Here is an 18,976-nt window from a genome sequence, read left to right as displayed (position 1 = left end):
AATTTCGCAGTAGTCAGCCAGGCGGTTCGCAGAACCGTATATTGCCTCACATGGCTATCGCGGAACCCACGGCAGGTCCGGTCACGGGGAGCAAGGGCCTGCAGTCCGGGGCGCTCGGTCTGGTCGGAAACGTCGTCATCGGACTGGCCGCGGTGGCGCCGGCCTACAGCCTGGCCGCGACGCTGGGATACGTCGTGCTCGCCGTCGGGGAGAAGGCGCCCGCGATGTTCGTGCTGGCGTTCATCCCGATGCTGTTGGTCGCGTTCGGTTACAAGGAACTGTCCCAGGACACCCCCGACTGCGGCACGACGTTCACCTGGGGCACCAAGGCCTTCGGCCCGTGGATCGGTTGGATCGGCGGCTGGGGCCTGGCCGTGTCGGCGATCATCGTGCTGGCCAACGTCGCCGAGGTGGCCGCGATCTACCTGTACCGGTTCCTCGGGCTCGACGAGCTCGCCGACAACCTGTGGTCCAAGGTGCTTCTCGGCTCGTTCTTCATCGTCGCGATGACGTTGGTCAGCGCCCGCGGCGTCGCCGTGTCGGAGCGCATGCAGAACGTCCTCATCGCCGTGCAGTTCGGAGTGCTGATCATCGTCAGCATCTTTGCGTTGGTCCGGGTGTTCGCCGGAAACGCCGGGGCCCAGGCGATCACACCGCAGCTGTCCTGGCTCTGGCCTGGCGGTCTGGACCTGTCGTCGATCGCGGCCGCGATCATCCTGTGCATCTTCATCTACTGGGGCTGGGACGCCTGCCTCGCGGTCGGCGAGGAGACCAAGGACCCCGGTAAGACGCCGGGCATCGCGGCCGTCATCACGACGCTGATCCTGGTGTGCACCTACGTCCTGGTGGCCTACGCGATCCAGTCCTTCGCCGGGTTCAGTGACGTCGGAATCGGACTCAACAACCCCAACAACACCGACGACGTCCTGACCGTGCTCGGCGAGCCGGTGGCCGGCAGCGTCGTCGCGTCACTGCTGCTGCTCACCGTCGCCGTGTCGGCGCTGTCCTCCACCCAGACCACGATCCTGCCGACGGCGCGGGGAACGCTGTCGATGGCGGTCTACGAAGCCATCCCGAAGCGCTTCGCCAGCGTGCACCCCAAGTACATGACCCCGGCGTTCGGCACCATCGTGATGGGTTGCGCGGCACTGTTCTTCTACCTGGTGCTGACGTTCCTCTCGGAGAACGCCCTCGCCGACTCGGTGGCCTCACTGGGCCTGGCCGTCGCGTTCTACTACGGCGTCACCGCCTACAGCTGTGTGTGGTACTTCCGCCGCACGCTCTTCTCGTCGGCGCGAAACCTGTTCTTTCGCGGCATCTTCCCCTTGCTGGGCGCTCTGTCGATGACGTGGGCATTCGTCTACAGCGCAATCGAGATGATGGCCCCGGACTACGGCTACACCGCCTTCGGGCCACTGGGCGGGGTCTTCGTGCTCGGCGTCGGCATGCTGGTGCTCGGCATTCCGCTGATGCTGGCGTGCTTCGCGTTTGGCACCAAGCGCTTCTTCCGCGGGGAGACGCTCAACGCCTCCACCGAGGTCAAGGTCCCCGACACCTTCTGACGTACTTCGAAAGGCCGTGAACGTCAATGCACTTGACCGTGGGCTACCTGGCAACGCCGACCGGCGACGACGGCATCGCGTTGGCCGGTGCACTGGCCAACACGTTCGACGCGACGGTCGACGTCGTGCTCGTGGTGCGCGAGGAGTACCCCGACGGCCACCCCGGCCGAGCCGAGTACCAGCAATTACTCGTGCGCAAGGGCGAGGAGTGGATCGGTTCGGCCGTGTCGGCCCTCGCCAAGGTCGGCGTGACCGCTGCCGCGCACGTGCTGGTGGGCGAGTCCTACTCGGAGACATTGATCGCCTTCGCCGAGGAGAAGCACTCCGACCTCATCGTGATCGGCGGCGCGCGGGACGGCATCTTCGGTGGGCACGTGATCGGTTCCGTGGCCGGCGCCCTGCTGCACTGCTCCCCCATCCCGGTCGCGCTCGCCCCGCGCGGCTACCACGAGGACCCACCGCCGGCCGTCACGTCGATCACCGCGGCGGTCCCGACGAAGGCCGGCGACGACAACCCCCTGCCGTTCGCCATCACGCTCGCCAGCGCGGCCGGGGTGTCGATCCGCATGCTGTCGCTGGTGTCCGGCGAGAACATGGCCCACCTGGACAGCCCGAAAGACGTTCGGCAAGCCCAAGTCACGGCCGCCGAGTCGAATCTCGTCCTCGCCGCGCGCGCATTGCCCGACGCACCCGAGATCGAATCCCTGGTTGCCGACGGCGCGACGCTCGAGTCGGCACTCAAGAAGCTCAACTGGGACGACTCCGACGTCTTGGTCATCGGGTCGAGCCGGTTCGCCGCCCCCAAGAGGTTGTTCCTCGGGTCGACGGCGGCGCGGATCTTGGCGGGCGTGGACGTGCCGGTGGTGGTGGTTCCGCGCGAGGATTAGGTCTAGTGCCTGCCCAGCACGTGGGGACCAGACCGCTGCGGTGTTCCGTCCGCGAAACGCGCCATCGACAACGCCGCCACGTCGTCGTCGGGGGTGCGGCCCTCCGCCAGGTCGGCGAGGATCTCGCCCATCAACGCCGAGTACTTGAAACCCTCGCCGGAGTCGCCGCACGCGAACACCACCCCACCGGGCAGCCTGTCGACCACGAAGCTGCCGTCGGGTGAGTCGGTCCAGACGCACACCTGCTCGTCGAGCACCACCGTCGGGACCGACGACAGCCCGTCTCGTACGTAGTCACGAATGGCATTGGTACGACCGGGGTCTGGCGTCCGGTTCTCGTCGGATCGTCGATAGTCCCGAAGCGGAGTGTCGAGACCGATCTTGTAGCCGCGGCCCGGCGTCGGCATGCCGTAGACACCGGGCCGAGAGGCCGTCGGCCCGTCGAACAGACCGGGGAGCGCGTCGCTCGAGTGCGGATGGGCCGCATCGCCGAAGTGCACCACCTGCTCGAGATACGGGTGCAGGTCGACGCGCACGCCGACGTTGCCGAGCAGACCGGCCGCGCCAGGGCCCGCCGCCAGCACCGCGACGTCGGCGTCGACGAACTGTCCGCCGGCGAAGGACACCCGGACACCGGACGGCCTCATTTCCAGGTCGACGACGTCGTAGCCGAACAGCGTTGTGCCGCAGTATGATTCCAGCTGGGCTCGCAGCGACGTCTCGGCCAGGACGACGCCGGCCACCGGTTGCCATACCGCATCGCGGCCGTCGGGCCGCAGTCCGGGAAAGAACCGCCCGACGTCACTCGCAGACACCTCGGTGTGCTCGACGTCCTGCCCGGCAAGTGTCCGAAGCAGCGCGGTCAGCGACACGTCGTCGCGCCACAGCAACCCGCGGGTGAGGAACACCTCGGTGTTCGCCCGCTCGGCGAGGCGCCGCATCGCCTCCAGTCCGCGGCGCGCCAACCGCACCCGTGCCGGATTGGGGTCTGCCAGGCGCCACAGCCGCGTCGGGCCCACCGACGACGACAGGGCGTTGAACGGACCGTGCCGGTCGACGAGGCAGACGTCGTGCCCGCGCCGGGCCAACTCCGCCGCCGCGGGCAGACCCCATGCGCCCGCACCGACCACGATGCACTTCACCGTCGTTGCTGCCCTTCAGAAGTGGAAGCCAAGCTGGGCGGCGACGTCGCTACGCAATGCGGCGTCCACCCTGGCCACCTGCTCGGCGCTGCCGCCGCGGATGCGGTGGGCTGCCGCGAGCATGCGGGCGGAGTGCACGCCGAGGTAGAGGCCGCCGAGCACGTCGAGCGCCATCGTCATGTCGGCGGGCGCCTCGGTCGGCGTGCAGGTCGCCTGCCCGTTGCGCACCGTCAACGCGAACGTGCCGCCGTCACCCCGGAATCCGTCATCGATCTCGACGACGACGTCGAGGTCTGCAGCGTAGGTGCGGGCCTGCAGCGCCGCGGGCACGTCCATGATGCGCACCCACAGCTCGTCTTCGGCACCGGTGGTGCGCACCACTCTGGCGTCGTCGAAGTAGTAGGGCAACGGGTCGGCCGGGTGGCTTCGCACCGTCACCGTCTCGACCAGGTCGAGGCCGACCAGCGCGCGCCAGAGCGCGACGTGAGCCTCCGGCGTAACGGCCGTGAACTCCTCCACGCGAACGGTTCTCGGCCGACCATGGCTGCGGTAGAGCACGTACCCGTCGGGATGCAGCAGACAGAACCACGCCGTGCCGCCGCCGCGCGAATCCTCCCAATCCGCGAGGAGGTCGTCCCACAGCGGCGTCGGCCGTTCGAGGCCTCCGGGGGTCCGCCGTCGGTAGCGGTCGTAGACCTCGGCGAGACGGTCGCGGTTCTCGCGCGGCGCGACGAGGCGCACCCCACCCGGGTCGGGCAGATCGGTGTGGAAGCGGGCGAAGCGCCGGTCCACCGTCAGCGTGGTCTCGGTGGTGGCGGCCCCGTACCCGAAGCGGCCGTAGATGCCACCCTCGGACGCCGTCAGCACCGCGAGTGGGTAGCCGGCGGAGCGGATCCGGTCGTGGAGTTCGGTGTACATCGCGCGGAGCAGACCGCGTCGCCGGTGCGTCGGGGCCACCCCGACCCAGGTGAGACCCGCGGCGGGCAGAGTGGCCCCGCCCGGCACGGTCAGCGTGAAGTCCAGGTAGTGCGCCATCGCGACCACGTCGTCACCGTCGCCGACGACCACCGTGCTGCCGGCCACCATCAAGGTGCGCCACGCGGTGAACGTCTCGGGGTGCCAGTAGGAACCGAAGCTGGTTGCGGTCAGCCGGGCTATCCCCGGCCAGTCGTCGTCGGTGGCGTCGCGCACCGCCAACTCGGTCACGGTTCAGCTTCGCTTCGTGGCCGACATCATGATTCAGCTCCGCTTCGCTTCGTGGCCGACATCATGATTCAGCTCCGCTTCGCTTCGTGGCCGACATCATGATTCAGCTCCGCTTCGCTTCGTGAATATGATTCGGTGCCAATCCTTTTCGGCCTTGGCGGTGATGTCGCTCATGACGTGCTTGATGGTGAGGTACTCCTCGAAGGAGTAGTCGCTCATGTCCTTGCCGAAGCCGGACGCGCCGACGCCCCCGTGCGGCATCTCGCTGATGATCGGGATGTGGTCGTTGATCCACACGCAGCCGGCGTGAATCTCCCGCGAGGCCCGTTGCGCGCGGTAGACGTCACGCGTCCACGCCGATGCCGCCAACCCGTACTCCGTGTCGTTGGCCTGCCGGATGCCGTCGTCGTCGTCGGTGAACGGCCGGGCCACCAGGACGGGGCCGAAGATCTCGCTGCGGTAGACCTCCGAGCGTTCGTCGACGTCGGCGATCAGGGTGGGCCGGTAGAACGAACCGGGCCGGTCTGGGGCCATGCCGCCGGTCACGATGCGGCCGCCCTCGCCGGTCGCACGCTCGACGATGCCGGCGACCTTGGCCCGGTGCGCCTCGGTGATGAGCGGACCGAGATCGGTGTCCGGGTCGTGCGGGTCGCCGACGACGATCTTGGCCATCAGTTCGCCGACCCCGGCAACGAAGTCGTCGTAGAGGTCGCGCGCCACGATCGCCCGCGTCGCGGCGGTGCAGTCCTGTCCGGTGTTGATCAGCGACGCCGCCACCGCGCCGTGGACGGCGGCGTCGAGGTCGGCGTCGTCGAAGACGAGGAATGGTGCCTTGCCGCCGAGCTCGAGTTGGGTGCGGTGCCCGTGCTGGGCCGCGGCCGCCATCACCTTGCGCCCGACGGCCGTCGAACCGGTGAACGTCACCAGGTCGACGTCGCGATGCCCGGCCAGCGCCGTACCGACGTCGCCACCGGCGCCGGTCACCACGTTGAGCACGCCGTCGGGCAGGCCGGCCTCACTGGCCAGACGTGCCAGCGCGAGCGTCGTCAGCGGGGTGACCTCGGCGGGCTTGATGACCACCGAGCATCCGGCGGCCAGCGCGGGTATGACCTTCCAGACCGCCATCTGCAGCGGGTAGTTCCACGGCGTGATCGTCGCGACCACGCCGATGGCCTCGCGCCGGATGCTGGAGGTGTGGTCGGCGGAGTACTCCGCGGTGGCCTTGCCCTCGAGATGGCGGGCCGCGCCGGCGAAGAAGTCGATGTTGTCCACGCTGCCCGGCACGTCGAACTCCGTCGCCAGTCGCACCGGCTTGCCGGTCTGGCTGACCTCCTCGGCCACCAGCGCCTCGGAGTGTTCGCCGGCCAGATGGGCCAATTTGGCCAGCACCGCGGACCGCTCGGCGGGGGTGGCGGTGGCCCAGCCCGGCAGCGCCGCCCGGGCCGATGCCACCGCGACGTCGACGTCGGCGGGGGTCGCCAGGTTGAGGTCGGCAACCACGTTTCCGGTCGCCGGGTCGACGATTCGATGTTCCTGGCCGCCCGTCGTCACCTCGGTACCGTCAATCCAACTGCTCGCGATCGTCATGACTGTCAAGCTAGTCGACCCTCCCCCGCCCAGCTACGCATATCCCCCGCCGAGACCGGGGAAAACGAACGATTTCATGGCATTGGTTGCCCTAGACGACGGATTCCGTGCACAATCGTCGTCATGGTCGATAGGGATGCTCAGCCGAGCGCCCAAGCTGTCTCGTTGCGAATCAACCATTCTCGACCCGGTGCGGCGTTTCAGCTCGACGAACTGTCCAAGGCGATCATCGAGAAGCTGCAGCAAGACGGCCGACGGTCCTATGCCGGCATCGGCAAGGCGGTCGGGCTCTCGGAGGCGGCGGTCCGCCAGCGGGTCCAGCGGATGGCCGACGCGGGCGTGATGCAGATCGTCGCCGTCACCGATCCCATGCAGTTGGGCTTCGCGCGCCAGGCGATGATCGGCATCCGGTGCACCGGAGACACCACCAAGATCGCCGACAAGCTCGCCGCGATCGAATCCGTCGACTACGTCGTGCTGACCGCCGGATCCTTCGACGCCATCGTCGAAGTCGTCTGCGAGGACGACGGCGACCTGCTCGACCTGCTCAACACCAAGATCCGCGCCGTACCAGGGGTGATATCCACCGAAACTTTAGTTTACCTCAAACTCGTTAAGCAGCAATACAATTGGGGCACACGATGACTCTCGTAGAATCAGATCCAACCGTAACCACCGACATGGGGGCCTCGGCCAACCGCCACCTGTGGGGCCACTTCGCCCGCCATGGCGAAGGCATCACGCCGACCATCATCACCCGTGGCGAGGGGGTGCACATTTGGGACAGCAACGGCAACAAGTACATCGACGGCCTGTCCGGGTTGTTCGTCGTGCAGGTCGGTCACGGCCGCGCCGAACTGGCCGAGGCCGCTGCCAAGCAGGCCGAGACGCTGTCGTTCTTCCCGCTGTGGTCCTTCGCCACTCCGCCCGCCATCGAATTGGCCGAGCGCCTGGCCAATTACGCCCCCGGTGACCTGAACCGGGTGTTCTTCACCACCGGTGGCGGCGAGGCCGTCGAAAGCGCGTGGAAGCTCGCCAAGCAGTTCTTCAAGCTGACCGGCAAGCCGGGCAAGTACAAGGTGATCTCGCGGTCCATCGCGTACCACGGCACACCTCAGGGCGCGCTGGCCATCACCGGCATCCCCGACTTCAAGGCGCCCTTCGATCCGCCGACCCCGGGCGGCTTCCGGGTGCCCAACACCAACATCTACCGGGCGCCCGAGCAGTTCAGCGACGACCCCAAGGCGTGGGGACGCTACTGCGCCGACCGCATCGCCGAGGCCATCGAATTCGAGGGTCCCGACACCGTCGCCGCAGTCTTCCTGGAGCCGGTGCAGAACGCCGGCGGCTGCTTCCCGCCGCCGCCCGGATACTTCGAGCGGGTCCGCGAGATCTGCGACGAATACGACGTCCTGCTGGTCTCCGACGAGGTGATCTGCGCCTACGGCCGGATCGGCTCGATGTTCGCGTGCGACGACTTCGGCTACGTGCCGGACATCATCACCTGCGCCAAGGGACTGACGTCGGGCTACTCGCCGATCGGCGCGATGATCGCGAGCGACCGGCTGTTCGAGCCGTTCGACGACGGCAAGACGGTGTTCGGCCACGGGTACACCTTCGGCGGGCATCCCGTCTCCTCGGCGGTCGCGCTGGCCAACCTCGACATCTTCGAGCGTGAGGGCATCAACGACCACGTCAAGCAGATGGCACCGGCGTTCAGGTCGACGCTGGAGAAGCTGTACGACCTGCCGATCGTGGGCGACGTCCGCGGCGAGGGCTTCTTCTACGGCATCGAGCTGGTCAAGGACAAGTCCACGAAGGAGACCTTCAACGACGAGGAATGCGAGCGTCTGCTGCGCGGCTTCCTCACCCCGGCGTTGTTCGAGGCGGGGCTGTACTGCCGCGCCGACGACCGCGGCGACCCAGTCGTCCAGCTGGCTCCCCCGCTGATCTCCGGTCAGAGGGAATTCGACGCCATCTACGACATCCTGCACGGCGTGCTGAGCGAAGCGGGCCGGCTCCTGTAGCAGTCCCCCGCCGAGTGCACGGTTGTCGAACGCATCGCCCGAGCGGGTGTGCGTACAACCGTGCATTCGGCGTTGGAGCGGTGTCCCAGGGGTAGCACCGGCCACTTTGGCAACAGCGTGGCAACCTCGAAAACCCGAGGCCGTCGCCTAATCTGCAGACACCATGGCGACGTTCCACACCGTGTCCCGACGCGCTGCCGCGTTGGTGGCGACACCCCTCCTCGCGGCCTTCTGCCTGCTCGGCAGCCCGGCACTGGCCAACGCCGACGACGCCTGCCCGTACCGGGTGGTGACTCCCCCGGCCGTCGACTCCTCCGAGATTCCCGAGTCCGGCGACCCGCCCGCGCCTCTGCCGGTCCCCGACAAGCCGCTCGGCGGTGACGCACTGTCAGGGTGCGGAATCATCGCCGCACCGGGTACCGCGCCCGTTCCCGACGACGTCTCCGCCGAGGCATGGGTGATCGCCGACCTCGACAACGGCGACATCATCGCGGCCCGCGACCCGCACGGCAGACACCGCCCCGCCAGCATCATCAAGGTGCTGGTCGCGATGCAGGCGCTGCGCGAACTCCCCATCAACAAGCAGGTGATCGGCACCTCCGACGACGCCGCCGCGGAGGGCACCCGCGTCGGCGTCGACAAGGGCGGCAAGTACACCGTCAACGACCTGCTGCACGGCCTGCTGATGCACTCCGGCAACGACGCGGCCCACGCGTTGGCCGCTCAACTCGGCGGAATGGACACCGCGCTGGCGAAGATCAACGATCTGGCGGGCAAGCTTGGTGGCCGCGACACCCGCGCGGCCACCCCGTCCGGCCTCGACGGCCCCGGCATGAGCACCTCGGCCTACGACCTGGGGCTGTTCTACCGGTACGCCTGGCAGAACGCCGTCTTCGCCAACGTCGTGGCCACCAAGACCTACGACTTTCCCGGACACCCGCGTGACGGCCAGGAGGACAGCCCCGGCTACCAGCTGGAGAACGACAACCAGCTGCTCTACAACTACCCCGGCGCCCTCGGCGGCAAGACCGGCTACACCGACGACGCGGGACAGACGTTCGTCGGCGCCGCCGACCACGACGGACGGCGGCTCGTCGTCATCATGTTGCACGGGACCCGGCTGCCCATCGCCCCCTGGGAGCAGGCCGCGCACCTGCTCGACTACGGCTTCTCGACGCCACCCGGCACCAAGGTCGGCACGCTGGTCGAGCCCGATCCGTCGTTGACGGTCAGGGCGGCCAACCCCCTCGGCGACAACGTGCCCGCCCAAGACGTGGCGGCTTCTCCGCTGCCCGGCGCCGACGCCGTCCCCGTCCGGGTCGGCGTGGGCGTGGTCGGGTCACTCGTCGTGTTCGCACTCATCATGGGCGCGCGGTCGATCAACCGCCGCCCCAGCGAGTCCCGGCGTTAACGGCGCCGCGTCAGACGCGAGACACCAAGGGCGCCAAGCGCACCGACGCTCGCCGCCGCGATGGCTCCGCGCACGCCCAACCCCTCGTGCACGTCCACCCTGGTGGTGATCTCGGCGGGATCGGGCGGCCCGACCGGCGCCGACGCCAAGTTCTCCGTCGCCGTCGCGGCCCACGCCGTCGCGAACAGGATCAGCCGTGCGGTGATGTAGGCGAAGACCATCAAGCCCAGGACGGGCCCGAACGTCGCCCCGGCTGGTCCGCGGATCACCGCGGACAGGTAGACCGAGGCCACCAGTTTGAACACCTCGAAGGCCACCGCAGCCAGGAGTCCCGCCCGCCTCGCACTGCGGAAGCTGACCGATTCCCGCGGCAGGCGGGCGATGATCCAGGTGAACAGCAGCCAGGAGATGCCGAGGGACACCGCGAGCGAGGCCACGCGCAACAGCACGCCCAGCCCGGGGAACTCGGCGATCCCGAGCCACTCCACCACGCCGCGCATCACCGTCTTGTTGCCCAGTAGCGACAGCGCGACGGTGACGACGATCGCCGCGAACGCCGACAGCAGGGCCAGCAGGTCGGAGACCTTGGTGCCGATGAAGCCGCCCGGCTCGCCGCGCTGCAAGCCCCACATCTGGCTCAGCGCCTCACGCAGGTTGGCCATCCAGCCCAGACCCGCCCAGGCCGCAGTCGCCAGCCCGATGACGCCGACGGAGGTCCGCGAATCGATGGCCGACTTCATCAGGTCGACGAGTTGTGTCCCGAGGTCACCCGACACCGACCCCATGATCTTCGCCTCCACCGTCCCAAGGAGGTCGGGCCTGCTGGCCAGCACGAAGCCGCCTGCCGCGAAGGCCACCATGAGCAGGGGAAACAGCGCGAAGATCGTGAAGTAGGTGATGCCGGCGGCGTAGAAGTCGCCCTTGCTGTCGTCGTAGCGCCCCTGTGCGCGCATGACCCGGTCGAACCAGTGGTATCTGGCTCGGAGCCGGTCCAATATGCCGGGCTGCGCCGGTTCGGTCACGCCGGTCTCCTGGTGGACTAGGAATGCTTGCTGAGGAATCCCAATTCGTCGTATACCCGCGCGAGCGTCCTTGCAGACACTTCCGCGGCCCGCTCGGCGCCCGCCGCCAGCACGGACTCGAGTTCCGCGGGGTCGGCCAACATCTCGTCGACCCGGGACTTGATGGGCGTCACGAATTCCACGACCGCATCGGCCGTGTCGGCCTTCAGGTCGCCGTACCCACGCCCGGCGTACCCCTCGACGAGCGCGTCCACCCCGACGCCGGTGACCGCCGACTGGATCGTCAACAGATTCGACACCCCCGGCTTGGCGTCCCGGTCGAAGCGAATCTCACGCTCGCTGTCGGTCACCGCGGAGCGAATCTTCTTGGCAGTCTTCTTCGGATCGTCGAGCAGAGCGATCAACCCCGCGTCGGAGGCAGCGGACTTGCTCATCTTCGCCGTCGGGTCCTGCAGGTCGTAGATCTTCGCGGTCGCCTTCTGGATCATCGGCTCGGGCACCACGAACGTGCCCGGGAACCGGGCGTTGACGCGCTGCGCCACGTCGCGGGCGAGCTCGAGGTGCTGGCGCTGGTCCTCGCCGACCGGCACCAGGTCGGTGTCGTAGAGCAACACGTCGGCCGCCATCAGCACCGGGTAGGTGAACAGGCCGACGGTGGTGGCGTCCGCCCCCTCCTTCTGGGACTTGTCCTTGAACTGCGTCATCCGCGACGCCTGCCCGAAACCGGTGAAACAGCCAAGCACCCAAGCCAATTCGGCATGTGCAGGCACGTGGCTCTGGAGGAAGACGGTGGCGCGGGCGGGGTCGACGCCGAGCGCCAGGTACTGCGCGGCGGTCACCAGGGTGCGCGTGCGCAGCAGGGCGGGATCCTGCGGGATGGTGATCGCGTGCAGGTCGACGACGCAGAAGAACGCGTCGTAACCGTCCTGCAGCCCGACCCACTGACTGACGGCTCCCAATGCGTTGCCGAGGTGCAGGGAGTCGGATGTGGGCTGCACGCCGGAGAAGACGACGCGCCGATTGGAGGCACTCATGATGTCGTTGATCCTTTCACCTCCGTCATCGGCCGTGATCTTGGGTCAGGCGTATTCGACGGTCACCGGAGCGTGATCCGACCAGCGCAGTGCGTAGGCCTCGGCGCGCTCGACCCGGGCGGTGACGACGCGCCGAGCCAAGGCCGAGGTGGCCAGCTGGTAGTCGATGCGCCAACCCGCGTCGTTGTCGAAGGCCTTGCCGCGCCAGGACCACCAGCTGTAGGGCCCCGCGACGTCGGGATGGGCCGCGCGGACGACGTCCACCCAGCCGGTGGCCAGCAGATCGGTCACCCACTGACGTTCGGCGGGCAGGAATCCGGCCTTCTTCTGGTTGGCCTTCCAGGCCTTGATGTCGTTCTCGGTGTGGCCGATGTTCCAGTCCCCGCACACCACTGCGCCGCGCCCGTCGGCTCGAAGCCGTGCCATCCGGGCGGCCACGGCGGCCAGGAACCGTTCCTTCTCCCGCTGGCGCTCCGTGTCGGCCTCCCCGGTGGGAACGTAGACACTGGCGACGGTGATGTCGGCGACGTCGACCTCGACGTATCGGCCGTGGGCGGCGAACTCGTCGGCGCCGGGTCCGATCAGCGTTCTGGTGATGGGATGGCGGCTCAACACGGCAACGCCGTTGCGGCCCTTGAGGTGTGGATCGGCCGAGGCCAGCTGCCAGCCCGAGTCGAGAGCCGGCGCGAGCGCCTCGGCCAGCTGGTCGTCGTCGGCACGGGTCTCCTGCAGGCAGACCACGTCGGCCGGAGTCCTCTGAAGCCACGGCAGGAGTCCACGGTTCTCGGCGGAGCGTTCCTTGACCGCGGCGCGGATGCCGTTGACGTTGACGGTGCTGACGATCACGAGGGACAGACCCTAGCCGACCGGGCCGACGCCATTCTTGCGGTACCGCCGGTATCGACTTAGGGTCGGCGGAATGACGACCCGCGACCCGATCCACCTCGGCGACCCCGGCGGCGAGCCGATCCTCATGCTGCACCCGTTCCTGTGCTCGCAGGCGGTGTGGCAAACCGTCGCCGAGCAACTGGCGGACACCGGTGAGTACGAGGTGCTCGCCCCGACGATGGTCGGCCACCACGGCGGCCCCAAGGCGACGTCGTGGTTGATGGGCACCTCCGACCTCGTCGACGACGTGGAACGACGGATGGACGAGCTGGGCTGGGACACCGCCCACGTCGTCGGCAACTCCCTGGGCGGATGGGTGGCCTTCGAGCTGGAGCGGCGCGGCCGCGCCCGTTCGGTGACGGCGATCGCGCCGGCGGGCGGCTGGTCGCAGCACTCGCCGACCAAGTACGAGACGGTGCTGAAGTTCCTCGCCGGCGGTCCCGTGCTGGCCTTGGCGCGCCTGCTGGGCCCCCGGATCCTCGGCCTGCCGTTCGCCCGACGCATCGCGACGCTCGCCGTCAGCGGGCCGGCCGACGGGCCGAGCCACCCCGACCTGGTCACCCTCGTCGACGACGCCACCCACTGCACGGCCTACTTCCAGCTGTTGGTCAAGACACTGCGGCTGCCCGGTCTGCTGGAGCTGGCCAACGTGGCGGTGCCCACCCAGCTGGTGTTGTGTGAGAAGGACAGGGTGTTCCCCACCCCGCGCGGCAACAAGTACCTGATCGACAACCTGCCGCCCGACACCACCGTGATACGGCTCGCGGGCCTAGGGCACATTCCGATGCTCGAGGCACCCGGTCGCGTCACCGAGCTGATCGCCGACTTCGTGGGCTCCCAGGTCGAGGCCAGGCGGCAGATCCCGCCCGCGGGTTAGACCAAGGTCGCTAGGCGAGCGCCCCCACGAGGTGATCGGCGACGGTGCCGAGGAACTCCTCGCTGGTCTGCCAGCTCTGTTCGGGGCCGATCAGCAGCGCGAGATCCTTGGTCATGTGCCCGCCTTCCACCGTGCCGATCACCACGTCCTCGAGGGTCTCGGCGAATTCGACGACGGCCGGGGTGTGGTCGAGCTTGCCGCGATGCGCCAGGCCCCTGGTCCAGGCGAAGATCGAGGCGATCGGGTTGGTGGAGGTGGGCCGGCCGGCCTGGTGCTGCCGGAAGTGCCGGGTGACGGTGCCGTGTGCGGCCTCTGCCTCCATGGTCTGCCCGTCGGGGGTCAACAGCACCGAGGTCATCAGCCCCAGCGATCCGTAACCCTGTGCGACGGTGTCGGATTGGACGTCGCCGTCGTAGTTCTTGCAGGCCCAGACGTAGCCTCCGTCCCACTTGAGACAGGAGGCCACCATGTCGTCGATGAGTCGGTGCTCATAGGTCAGGCCCAACGCGGCGAAATCCGCCTCGAACTCCTCGTCGAAGATGCGCTGGAACTCGTCCTTGAACATCCCGTCGTAGGACTTGAGGATGGTGTTCTTGGTCGACAGGTACACCGGATACCGTTGCTGCAGGCCATATCTGAACGACGACCGGGCGAAGTCCTGGATCGACTTCTTGAAGTTGTACATCCCCATGATGACCCCGCCGTCCTCGGGAATCCGAACCACGTCGTGCACCATCGGCTCACCGCCGTCGGCCGGAGTGAACGTGACGGTGAACGTGCCGGGCCCGTCGACCTTGGCGTTGAAGGCTCGATATTGGTCACCGAACGCGTGCCGACCGATGACGATGGGCTTGGTCCAGCCGGGCACCAGCCGTGGCACGTTGTGGATCACGATCGGGGCACGAAAGATCGTACCGTCCAGGATGTTTCGAATAGTGCCGTTGGGTGAGGACCACATCTGCTTGAGACCGAACTCGGCCATCCTGGCCTCGTCGGGGGTGATGGTGGCGCACTTGACCCCGACGTGGTGGCGCGCGATCGCGTGAGCCGCATCCAGGGTGACCTGGTCGTCGGTCGCATCGCGGTGCTCGATACCCAGGTCGTAGTACTCGAGGTCCACGTCGAGGTGCGGCAGGATCAACGTCTGCTTGATCAGCGTCCAGAGGACACGGGTCATCTCGTCGCCGTCGAGTTCTACGACCGTGCCGTCGACCTTGATCTTGGACATGTGAGCCACATTACAAGGGCCACCGCCACGCGTCAGCCGTGCGCGGACTCCAACGCCTCGTTGAACGTCTTGCTCGGTCGCATCACGGCCGTGACCTTCTCGACGTCGGGGTAGTAGTAACCGCCGATGTCGACCGAATCACCCTGCACGCCATTGAGTTCGGAGACGATGGTCTCCTCGTTGTCGGCCAGCGCCTTCGCCAGCGGCGTGAAGTAGTCGGCCAGCTCGGAGTCCTCGTTTTGATCGGCGAGCTCCTGCGCCCAGTACATCGCGAGGTAGAACTGGCTGCCCCGGTTGTCGAGCTCGCCGGTCTTGCGCGACGGATTCTTGTTCTCGTCCAACAGCTTTCCAGTTGCCGCATCCAGGGTCTTGGCGAGCACCTTCGCCTTCTCGTTGTCCATCTTGGAACCGAGTCCCTCGAGGCTGGCCGCCAACGCCAGGAACTCGCCCAGCGAATCCCAACGCAGGTGGTTCTCCTCCACCAACTGGCTGACGTGCTTGGGCGCCGATCCGCCGGCGCCGGTCTCGTACAGCCCACCCCCGGCCATCAACGGCACGATGGACAGCATCTTGGCGCTGGTGCCCAGTTCCAGGATCGGGAACAGGTCGGTCAGGTAGTCGCGCAGGATGTTGCCGGTCGCGGCGATGGTGTCCTGACCGCGCATGGCCCGCTCGATGGTGTGCCGCATCGCCCGTTCCTGGCTCATGATCGAGATGTCGAGGCCGTCGGTGTCGTGATCCTTCAAGTACTCGTTGACCAGCGTGCGCAGTTCGTTCTCGTGCGGCCGCTCCTGATCCAGCCAGAAGACCACCGGCATGCCGGAGTCACGAGCCCTGGTGACGGCCAGCTTCACCCAGTCCCGGATCGGGGCGTCCTTGACCACCGGCATGCGCCAGATGTCGCCCTCCTCGACGTTCTGCGTGAGCAGCACCTCGCCGGTGTCGACGTCGACGATGTCGGCGACACCAGCCTCGGGGATCTCGAAGGTCTTGTCGTGGCTGCCGTACTCCTCGGCCTTCTGGGCCATCAGACCGACGTTCGGGACGGTGCCCATCGTCGTCGGGTCGAACTGGCCGTGGGTCTTGCAGAAGTTGACGATCTCCTGGTAGATCCGCGAGAACGTCGACTCCGGGTTGACGGCCTTGGTGTCCTTGAGCTTGCCGTCGGCGCCGTACATCTTGCCGCCGGCGCGGATCATCGCCGGCATCGAGGCGTCGACGATCACGTCGCTGGGCGAGTGGAAGTTGGTGATGCCCTTGGCCGAGTCCACCATCGCCAGTTCGGGGCGGTGCTCGTGGCAGGCGTGCAGGTCGCGGATGATCTCCTCGTGCTGCGAGGCCGGCAGCGACTCGATCTTGGCGTAGAGGTCACTCAGACCGTTGTTGACGTTGACGCCGAGCTCGTCGAAGAGCGTCTGGTGCTTGGCGAAGGCGTCCTTGTAGAACACCTTGACGGCGTGCCCGAACACGATGGGGTGGCTGACCTTCATCATGGTCGCCTTGACGTGCAGCGAGAACATCACGCCCGTCTCGTAGGCGTCCTGCATCTCCGTCTCGAAGAACTCGCACAGAGCCTTCTTGCTCATGAACATGCTGTCGATGACGTCGCCCTCGTCCAGCTTGACCTCCGGCTTGAGCACCAGGGTCTCGCCACGGGTGGTCTTGAGCTCCATCCGGACCGTGTGGGCGCGATCCAACGTCATCGACTTCTCGCCGTGGTAGAAGTCGCCATGACGCATCGTCGCGACGTGCGTGCGCGAGGCCTGCGACCACTTGCCCATGCTGTGCGGGTGCTTGCGGGCGTACTCCTTGACGGCCTTGGGCGCGCGGCGGTCCGAGTTGCCCTCGCGCAGTACGGGGTTGACCGCGCTGCCGAGGCAGGTGCCGTACCGCTGCTTGATCTTCTTCTCGTCCTCGGTCTTCGGCTCGCCCGGGTAGTCGGGAAGGTCGTATCCCTTGGCCTTGAGCTCCTTGATGGCGGCCAGCAGCTGCGGCACCGAGGCGCTGATGTTCGGCAGCTTGATGATGTTGGTCTCCGGCAGCTGGGTGAGCTTGCCGAGCGCGCCGAGGTTGTCGGGGACCCGCTGCTCCTCGGTCAGGTAGTCGGAGAACTCGGCCAGGATGCGCGCCGCGACGGAGATGTCGCTGGTCTCCACCTCGATGCCGGCGGCACCGGCGAAGGCGCGCAGCACCGGAAGGAAGGCGTGAGTCGCCAGCAACGGCGCCTCGTCGGTCAGCGTGTAGATGATGGTCGGCTGCTCAGTCACTTGTCTGTCTCCCGGCGTCACTATCGAACTGCGTTCACGGTCATTATCGCGTCGGGTACGAACCTACGCGTAGTTCTTTCGTCACCGATGGCGCGGGTGACCCGCTCCGACCCACAACCCAGTGGCATCGATAACCGGTCACGAGATACGCTTCGTTTCGGTCATGAGTGCCAGCGTCAAGCCCCGGCTCGCTGGCCGGCAACCCTCCAACCGCGGTGGGGTGCCCCGGGTGATTGACCAGGTTGAGTAGTCGTCCTCGAAGCTCGGACGGCTAACCGGCAAGCGCGGGCCCGCCATGACGGGCCCCTTAGTAGACAGGGAAACCTGATGCGGAGGCCCCCGTTGTGTCGTTGACGCCGAACCATTCCCACAGCTGAGTCGTGCCTTGGGCTCGATATCCCCGTGGCACCCCCTTATCACTTACAGGAGACATCCTTCATGACCGACGACTTCGACCCGACCGCATCGAATGATCGCTCGGACGAGCCTCGCTCTGCCAGCTGGGCCTTCGAGACGAAACAGGTCCACGCCGGCCAAAGCCCCGACCCCACCACCGGCGCGCGGGCACTGCCGATCTACCAGACCACCTCCTATGCGTTCCGCGACACCGACCACGCGGCGGCTCTGTTCGGCCTGGCCGAACCCGGCAACATCTACACCCGCATCATGAATCCCACCCAGGACGTCGTCGAACAGCGCATCGCCGCGCTCGAAGGCGGCGTCGCGGCCCTGTTCCTGTCCTCGGGGCAGGCCGCGGAGACCTTCGCGATCCTCAACCTCGCCAGCGCGGGTGACCACGTCGTGTCCTCGCCACGCCTCTACGGCGGCACGTACAACCTCTTCCACTACACCCTGCCCAAGCTGGGCATCGAGACCACCTTCGTCGACGATCCCGACGACCTGGACTCCTGGCGCGCGGCAGTCCGACCCAACACCAAGGCGTTCTACGGCGAGACCATCTCCAATCCGCAAATCGACGTGCTCGACATCCCGGGCGTCTCCTCGGTCGCCCACGAGAACGGCGTCCCGCTGATCGTCGACAACACCATCGCGACGCCGTACCTCATCCAGCCGATCGCGCACGGCGCCGACATCGTCGTGCACTCGGCGACCAAGTACCTCGGCGGGCACGGCACGTCGATCGCCGGCGTGATCGTGGACGGCGGACGCTTCGACTGGACCCAGGGCCGCCACCCCGGGTTCACCACCCCCGACCCCAGCTACCACGGCGTGGTGTTCGCCGAACTCGGGCCGCCCGCCTTCGCGTTGAAGGCCAGGGTTCAGCTGCTTCGCGACCTCGGCTCGGCGGGCGCGCCGTTCAACGCGTTCCTCATCGCCCAGGGCATCGAAACCCTGAGCCTGCGCCTCGAACGCCACGTGGCCAACGCCCAGCGGGTCGCCGAATTCCTCAGCGGTCATGACGGAGTGGTGTCGGTCAACTACGCCGGGCTTCCCACCTCACCCTGGTATGAGATCGGAAAGAAGCTGGCGCCCAAGGGAACCGGCGCGGTGCTCGCGTTCGAACTGGCCGGCGGCCTCGAGGCCGGCAAGGCGTTCGTCAACGCGTTGACGCTGCACAGCCACGTCGCCAACATCGGCGACGTGCGGTCCCTCGTGATCCATCCCGCGTCCACCACGCACGCGCAGCTGTCCCCTGCCGAGCAGCTCGCGACGGGTGTCACGCCGGGACTGGTGCGCCTAGCTGTCGGCATCGAGGGCGTCGACGACATCATCGCCGACCTCGAGCAAGGCTTCGCCGCCGCGAATGCGTTCGCGGGAGCCTCGCAGGCGACGGTGTCGGTCTGAGATGAAACTCGTCGTGAGAGAAGAAGAGTGAC

At 67.5% G+C, this 18,976-nt stretch carries 15 protein-coding genes and 1 riboswitch; of the genes, 7 read left to right on the top strand and 8 right to left on the bottom strand.

The window, feature by feature from the left end:
- The first annotated feature begins 50 nt into the window (after positions 1 to 50).
- Both ABZ195_RS08565 and ABZ195_RS08560 read left to right on the top strand, forming a co-directional pair.
- Complete coding sequence (locus tag ABZ195_RS08565; RefSeq protein WP_355216667.1) at positions 51 to 1,562, top strand: APC family permease; 1,512 nt, start codon at positions 51 to 53, stop codon at positions 1,560 to 1,562.
- Positions 1,563 to 1,588: 26 nt separating this feature from the next.
- Positions 1,589 to 2,449: a universal stress protein gene (locus ABZ195_RS08560; protein WP_355216666.1), complete on the top strand. Its 861-nt coding sequence runs from the start codon at positions 1,589 to 1,591 to the stop codon at positions 2,447 to 2,449.
- Between the two features lie 2 nt (positions 2,450 to 2,451).
- Here the strand turns inward: ABZ195_RS08560 and ABZ195_RS08555 are convergent, their stop codons facing one another.
- The 3 genes from ABZ195_RS08555 to ABZ195_RS08545 form a co-directional block, all read right to left on the bottom strand.
- Positions 2,452 to 3,591: an FAD-dependent oxidoreductase gene (locus tag ABZ195_RS08555; RefSeq protein WP_355216664.1), complete on the bottom strand. Its 1,140-nt coding sequence runs from the start codon at positions 3,589 to 3,591 to the stop codon at positions 2,452 to 2,454.
- Positions 3,592 to 3,606: 15 nt separating this feature from the next.
- Entirely contained in the window at positions 3,607 to 4,797 is a 1,191-nt protein-coding gene (locus ABZ195_RS08550; RefSeq protein ID WP_355216662.1) for an enhanced intracellular survival protein Eis, read from the bottom strand.
- Positions 4,798 to 4,893: 96 nt separating this feature from the next.
- Positions 4,894 to 6,384: a gamma-aminobutyraldehyde dehydrogenase gene (locus ABZ195_RS08545; RefSeq protein WP_355216660.1), complete on the bottom strand. Its 1,491-nt coding sequence runs from the start codon at positions 6,382 to 6,384 to the stop codon at positions 4,894 to 4,896.
- Positions 6,385 to 6,507: 123 nt separating this feature from the next.
- Here ABZ195_RS08545 and ABZ195_RS08540 point away from each other — a divergent pair, with 123 nt between their 5' ends.
- The 3 genes from ABZ195_RS08540 (at position 6,508) to ABZ195_RS08530 (ending at position 9,822) form a co-directional block, all read left to right on the top strand.
- Entirely contained in the window at positions 6,508 to 7,029 is a 522-nt protein-coding gene (locus ABZ195_RS08540) for an Lrp/AsnC family transcriptional regulator (RefSeq protein WP_355216658.1), read from the top strand.
- The gene (locus ABZ195_RS08535; RefSeq protein WP_355216656.1) at positions 7,026 to 8,411 is read left to right on the top strand and encodes an aspartate aminotransferase family protein; all 1,386 of its coding nucleotides are present in this window, start codon (positions 7,026 to 7,028) and stop codon (positions 8,409 to 8,411) included. Before ABZ195_RS08540 ends, ABZ195_RS08535 begins: the two co-directional genes overlap by 4 nt.
- A 163-nt stretch (positions 8,412 to 8,574) precedes the next feature.
- Positions 8,575 to 9,822, top strand: a complete 1,248-nt coding sequence (locus tag ABZ195_RS08530; protein WP_355216654.1) for a D-alanyl-D-alanine carboxypeptidase family protein — start codon at positions 8,575 to 8,577, stop codon at positions 9,820 to 9,822.
- On the opposite strand, the gene yhjD is transcribed toward ABZ195_RS08530, so the two are convergent.
- The 3 genes from yhjD to ABZ195_RS08515 are packed head-to-tail and all read right to left on the bottom strand — an operon-like array spanning position 9,819 to position 12,724.
- Positions 9,819 to 10,844, bottom strand: a complete 1,026-nt coding sequence (gene yhjD / locus ABZ195_RS08525; protein WP_355216652.1) for an inner membrane protein YhjD — start codon at positions 10,842 to 10,844, stop codon at positions 9,819 to 9,821. The two genes, ABZ195_RS08530 and yhjD, sit on opposite strands and share 4 nt — an antisense overlap.
- Positions 10,845 to 10,861: 17 nt before the next feature.
- Positions 10,862 to 11,878, bottom strand: a complete 1,017-nt coding sequence (gene trpS / locus ABZ195_RS08520; protein WP_355216650.1) for a tryptophan--tRNA ligase — start codon at positions 11,876 to 11,878, stop codon at positions 10,862 to 10,864.
- A 45-nt stretch (positions 11,879 to 11,923) separates the two neighbouring features.
- The gene (locus ABZ195_RS08515; RefSeq protein WP_355216648.1) at positions 11,924 to 12,724 is read right to left on the bottom strand and encodes an exodeoxyribonuclease III; all 801 of its coding nucleotides are present in this window, start codon (positions 12,722 to 12,724) and stop codon (positions 11,924 to 11,926) included.
- Positions 12,725 to 12,797: 73 nt separating this feature from the next.
- Between ABZ195_RS08515 and ABZ195_RS08510 the strand changes: the two genes are divergently transcribed.
- Entirely contained in the window at positions 12,798 to 13,643 is an 846-nt protein-coding gene (locus ABZ195_RS08510) for an alpha/beta hydrolase (RefSeq protein ID WP_355216646.1), read from the top strand.
- A 10-nt stretch (positions 13,644 to 13,653) separates the two neighbouring features.
- Here ABZ195_RS08510 and ABZ195_RS08505 read toward each other — a convergent pair whose 3' ends face one another.
- Both ABZ195_RS08505 and ABZ195_RS08500 read right to left on the bottom strand, forming a co-directional pair.
- Positions 13,654 to 14,880 carry an NADP-dependent isocitrate dehydrogenase gene (locus tag ABZ195_RS08505; protein WP_355216644.1) on the bottom strand — a complete coding sequence of 409 codons (1,227 nt, stop codon included), beginning with the start codon at positions 14,878 to 14,880 and terminating at the stop codon, positions 13,654 to 13,656.
- Positions 14,881 to 14,903: 23 nt separating this feature from the next.
- Positions 14,904 to 17,138 carry an NADP-dependent isocitrate dehydrogenase gene (locus ABZ195_RS08500; RefSeq protein WP_355216642.1) on the bottom strand — a complete coding sequence of 745 codons (2,235 nt, stop codon included), beginning with the start codon at positions 17,136 to 17,138 and terminating at the stop codon, positions 14,904 to 14,906.
- A 159-nt stretch (positions 17,139 to 17,297) separates the two neighbouring features.
- Positions 17,298 to 17,429, top strand: a riboswitch (SAM riboswitch).
- Between the two features lie 147 nt (positions 17,430 to 17,576).
- Between ABZ195_RS08500 and ABZ195_RS08495 the strand changes: the two genes are divergently transcribed.
- On the top strand, positions 17,577 to 18,944 hold the full coding sequence (locus tag ABZ195_RS08495) for a bifunctional o-acetylhomoserine/o-acetylserine sulfhydrylase (RefSeq protein ID WP_355216641.1): 1,368 nt from the start codon (positions 17,577 to 17,579) through the stop codon (positions 18,942 to 18,944).
- Positions 18,945 to 18,976 lie beyond the last annotated feature (32 nt).

It is taken from the genome of Mycobacterium sp. NPDC006124 (assembly GCF_040614235.1).
GTDB lineage: Bacteria > Actinomycetota > Actinomycetes > Mycobacteriales > Mycobacteriaceae > Mycobacterium.
This window is presented reverse-complemented; position numbering and strand designations above follow the sequence as displayed.

Coding starts and splice junctions, on each gene's coding strand:
- ABZ195_RS08545 (WP_355216660.1), bottom strand. CDS start 6,384: ATGACGATCGCGAGCAGTTGGATTGACGGTACCGAGGTGACGACGGGC.
- ABZ195_RS08565 (WP_355216667.1), top strand. CDS start 51: ATGGCTATCGCGGAACCCACGGCAGGTCCGGTCACGGGGAGCAAGGGC.
- trpS (WP_355216650.1), bottom strand. CDS start 11,878: ATGAGTGCCTCCAATCGGCGCGTCGTCTTCTCCGGCGTGCAGCCCACA.
- ABZ195_RS08495 (WP_355216641.1), top strand. CDS start 17,577: ATGACCGACGACTTCGACCCGACCGCATCGAATGATCGCTCGGACGAG.
- ABZ195_RS08535 (WP_355216656.1), top strand. CDS start 7,026: ATGACTCTCGTAGAATCAGATCCAACCGTAACCACCGACATGGGGGCC.
- ABZ195_RS08560 (WP_355216666.1), top strand. CDS start 1,589: ATGCACTTGACCGTGGGCTACCTGGCAACGCCGACCGGCGACGACGGC.
- ABZ195_RS08540 (WP_355216658.1), top strand. CDS start 6,508: ATGGTCGATAGGGATGCTCAGCCGAGCGCCCAAGCTGTCTCGTTGCGA.
- ABZ195_RS08510 (WP_355216646.1), top strand. CDS start 12,798: ATGACGACCCGCGACCCGATCCACCTCGGCGACCCCGGCGGCGAGCCG.
- ABZ195_RS08530 (WP_355216654.1), top strand. CDS start 8,575: ATGGCGACGTTCCACACCGTGTCCCGACGCGCTGCCGCGTTGGTGGCG.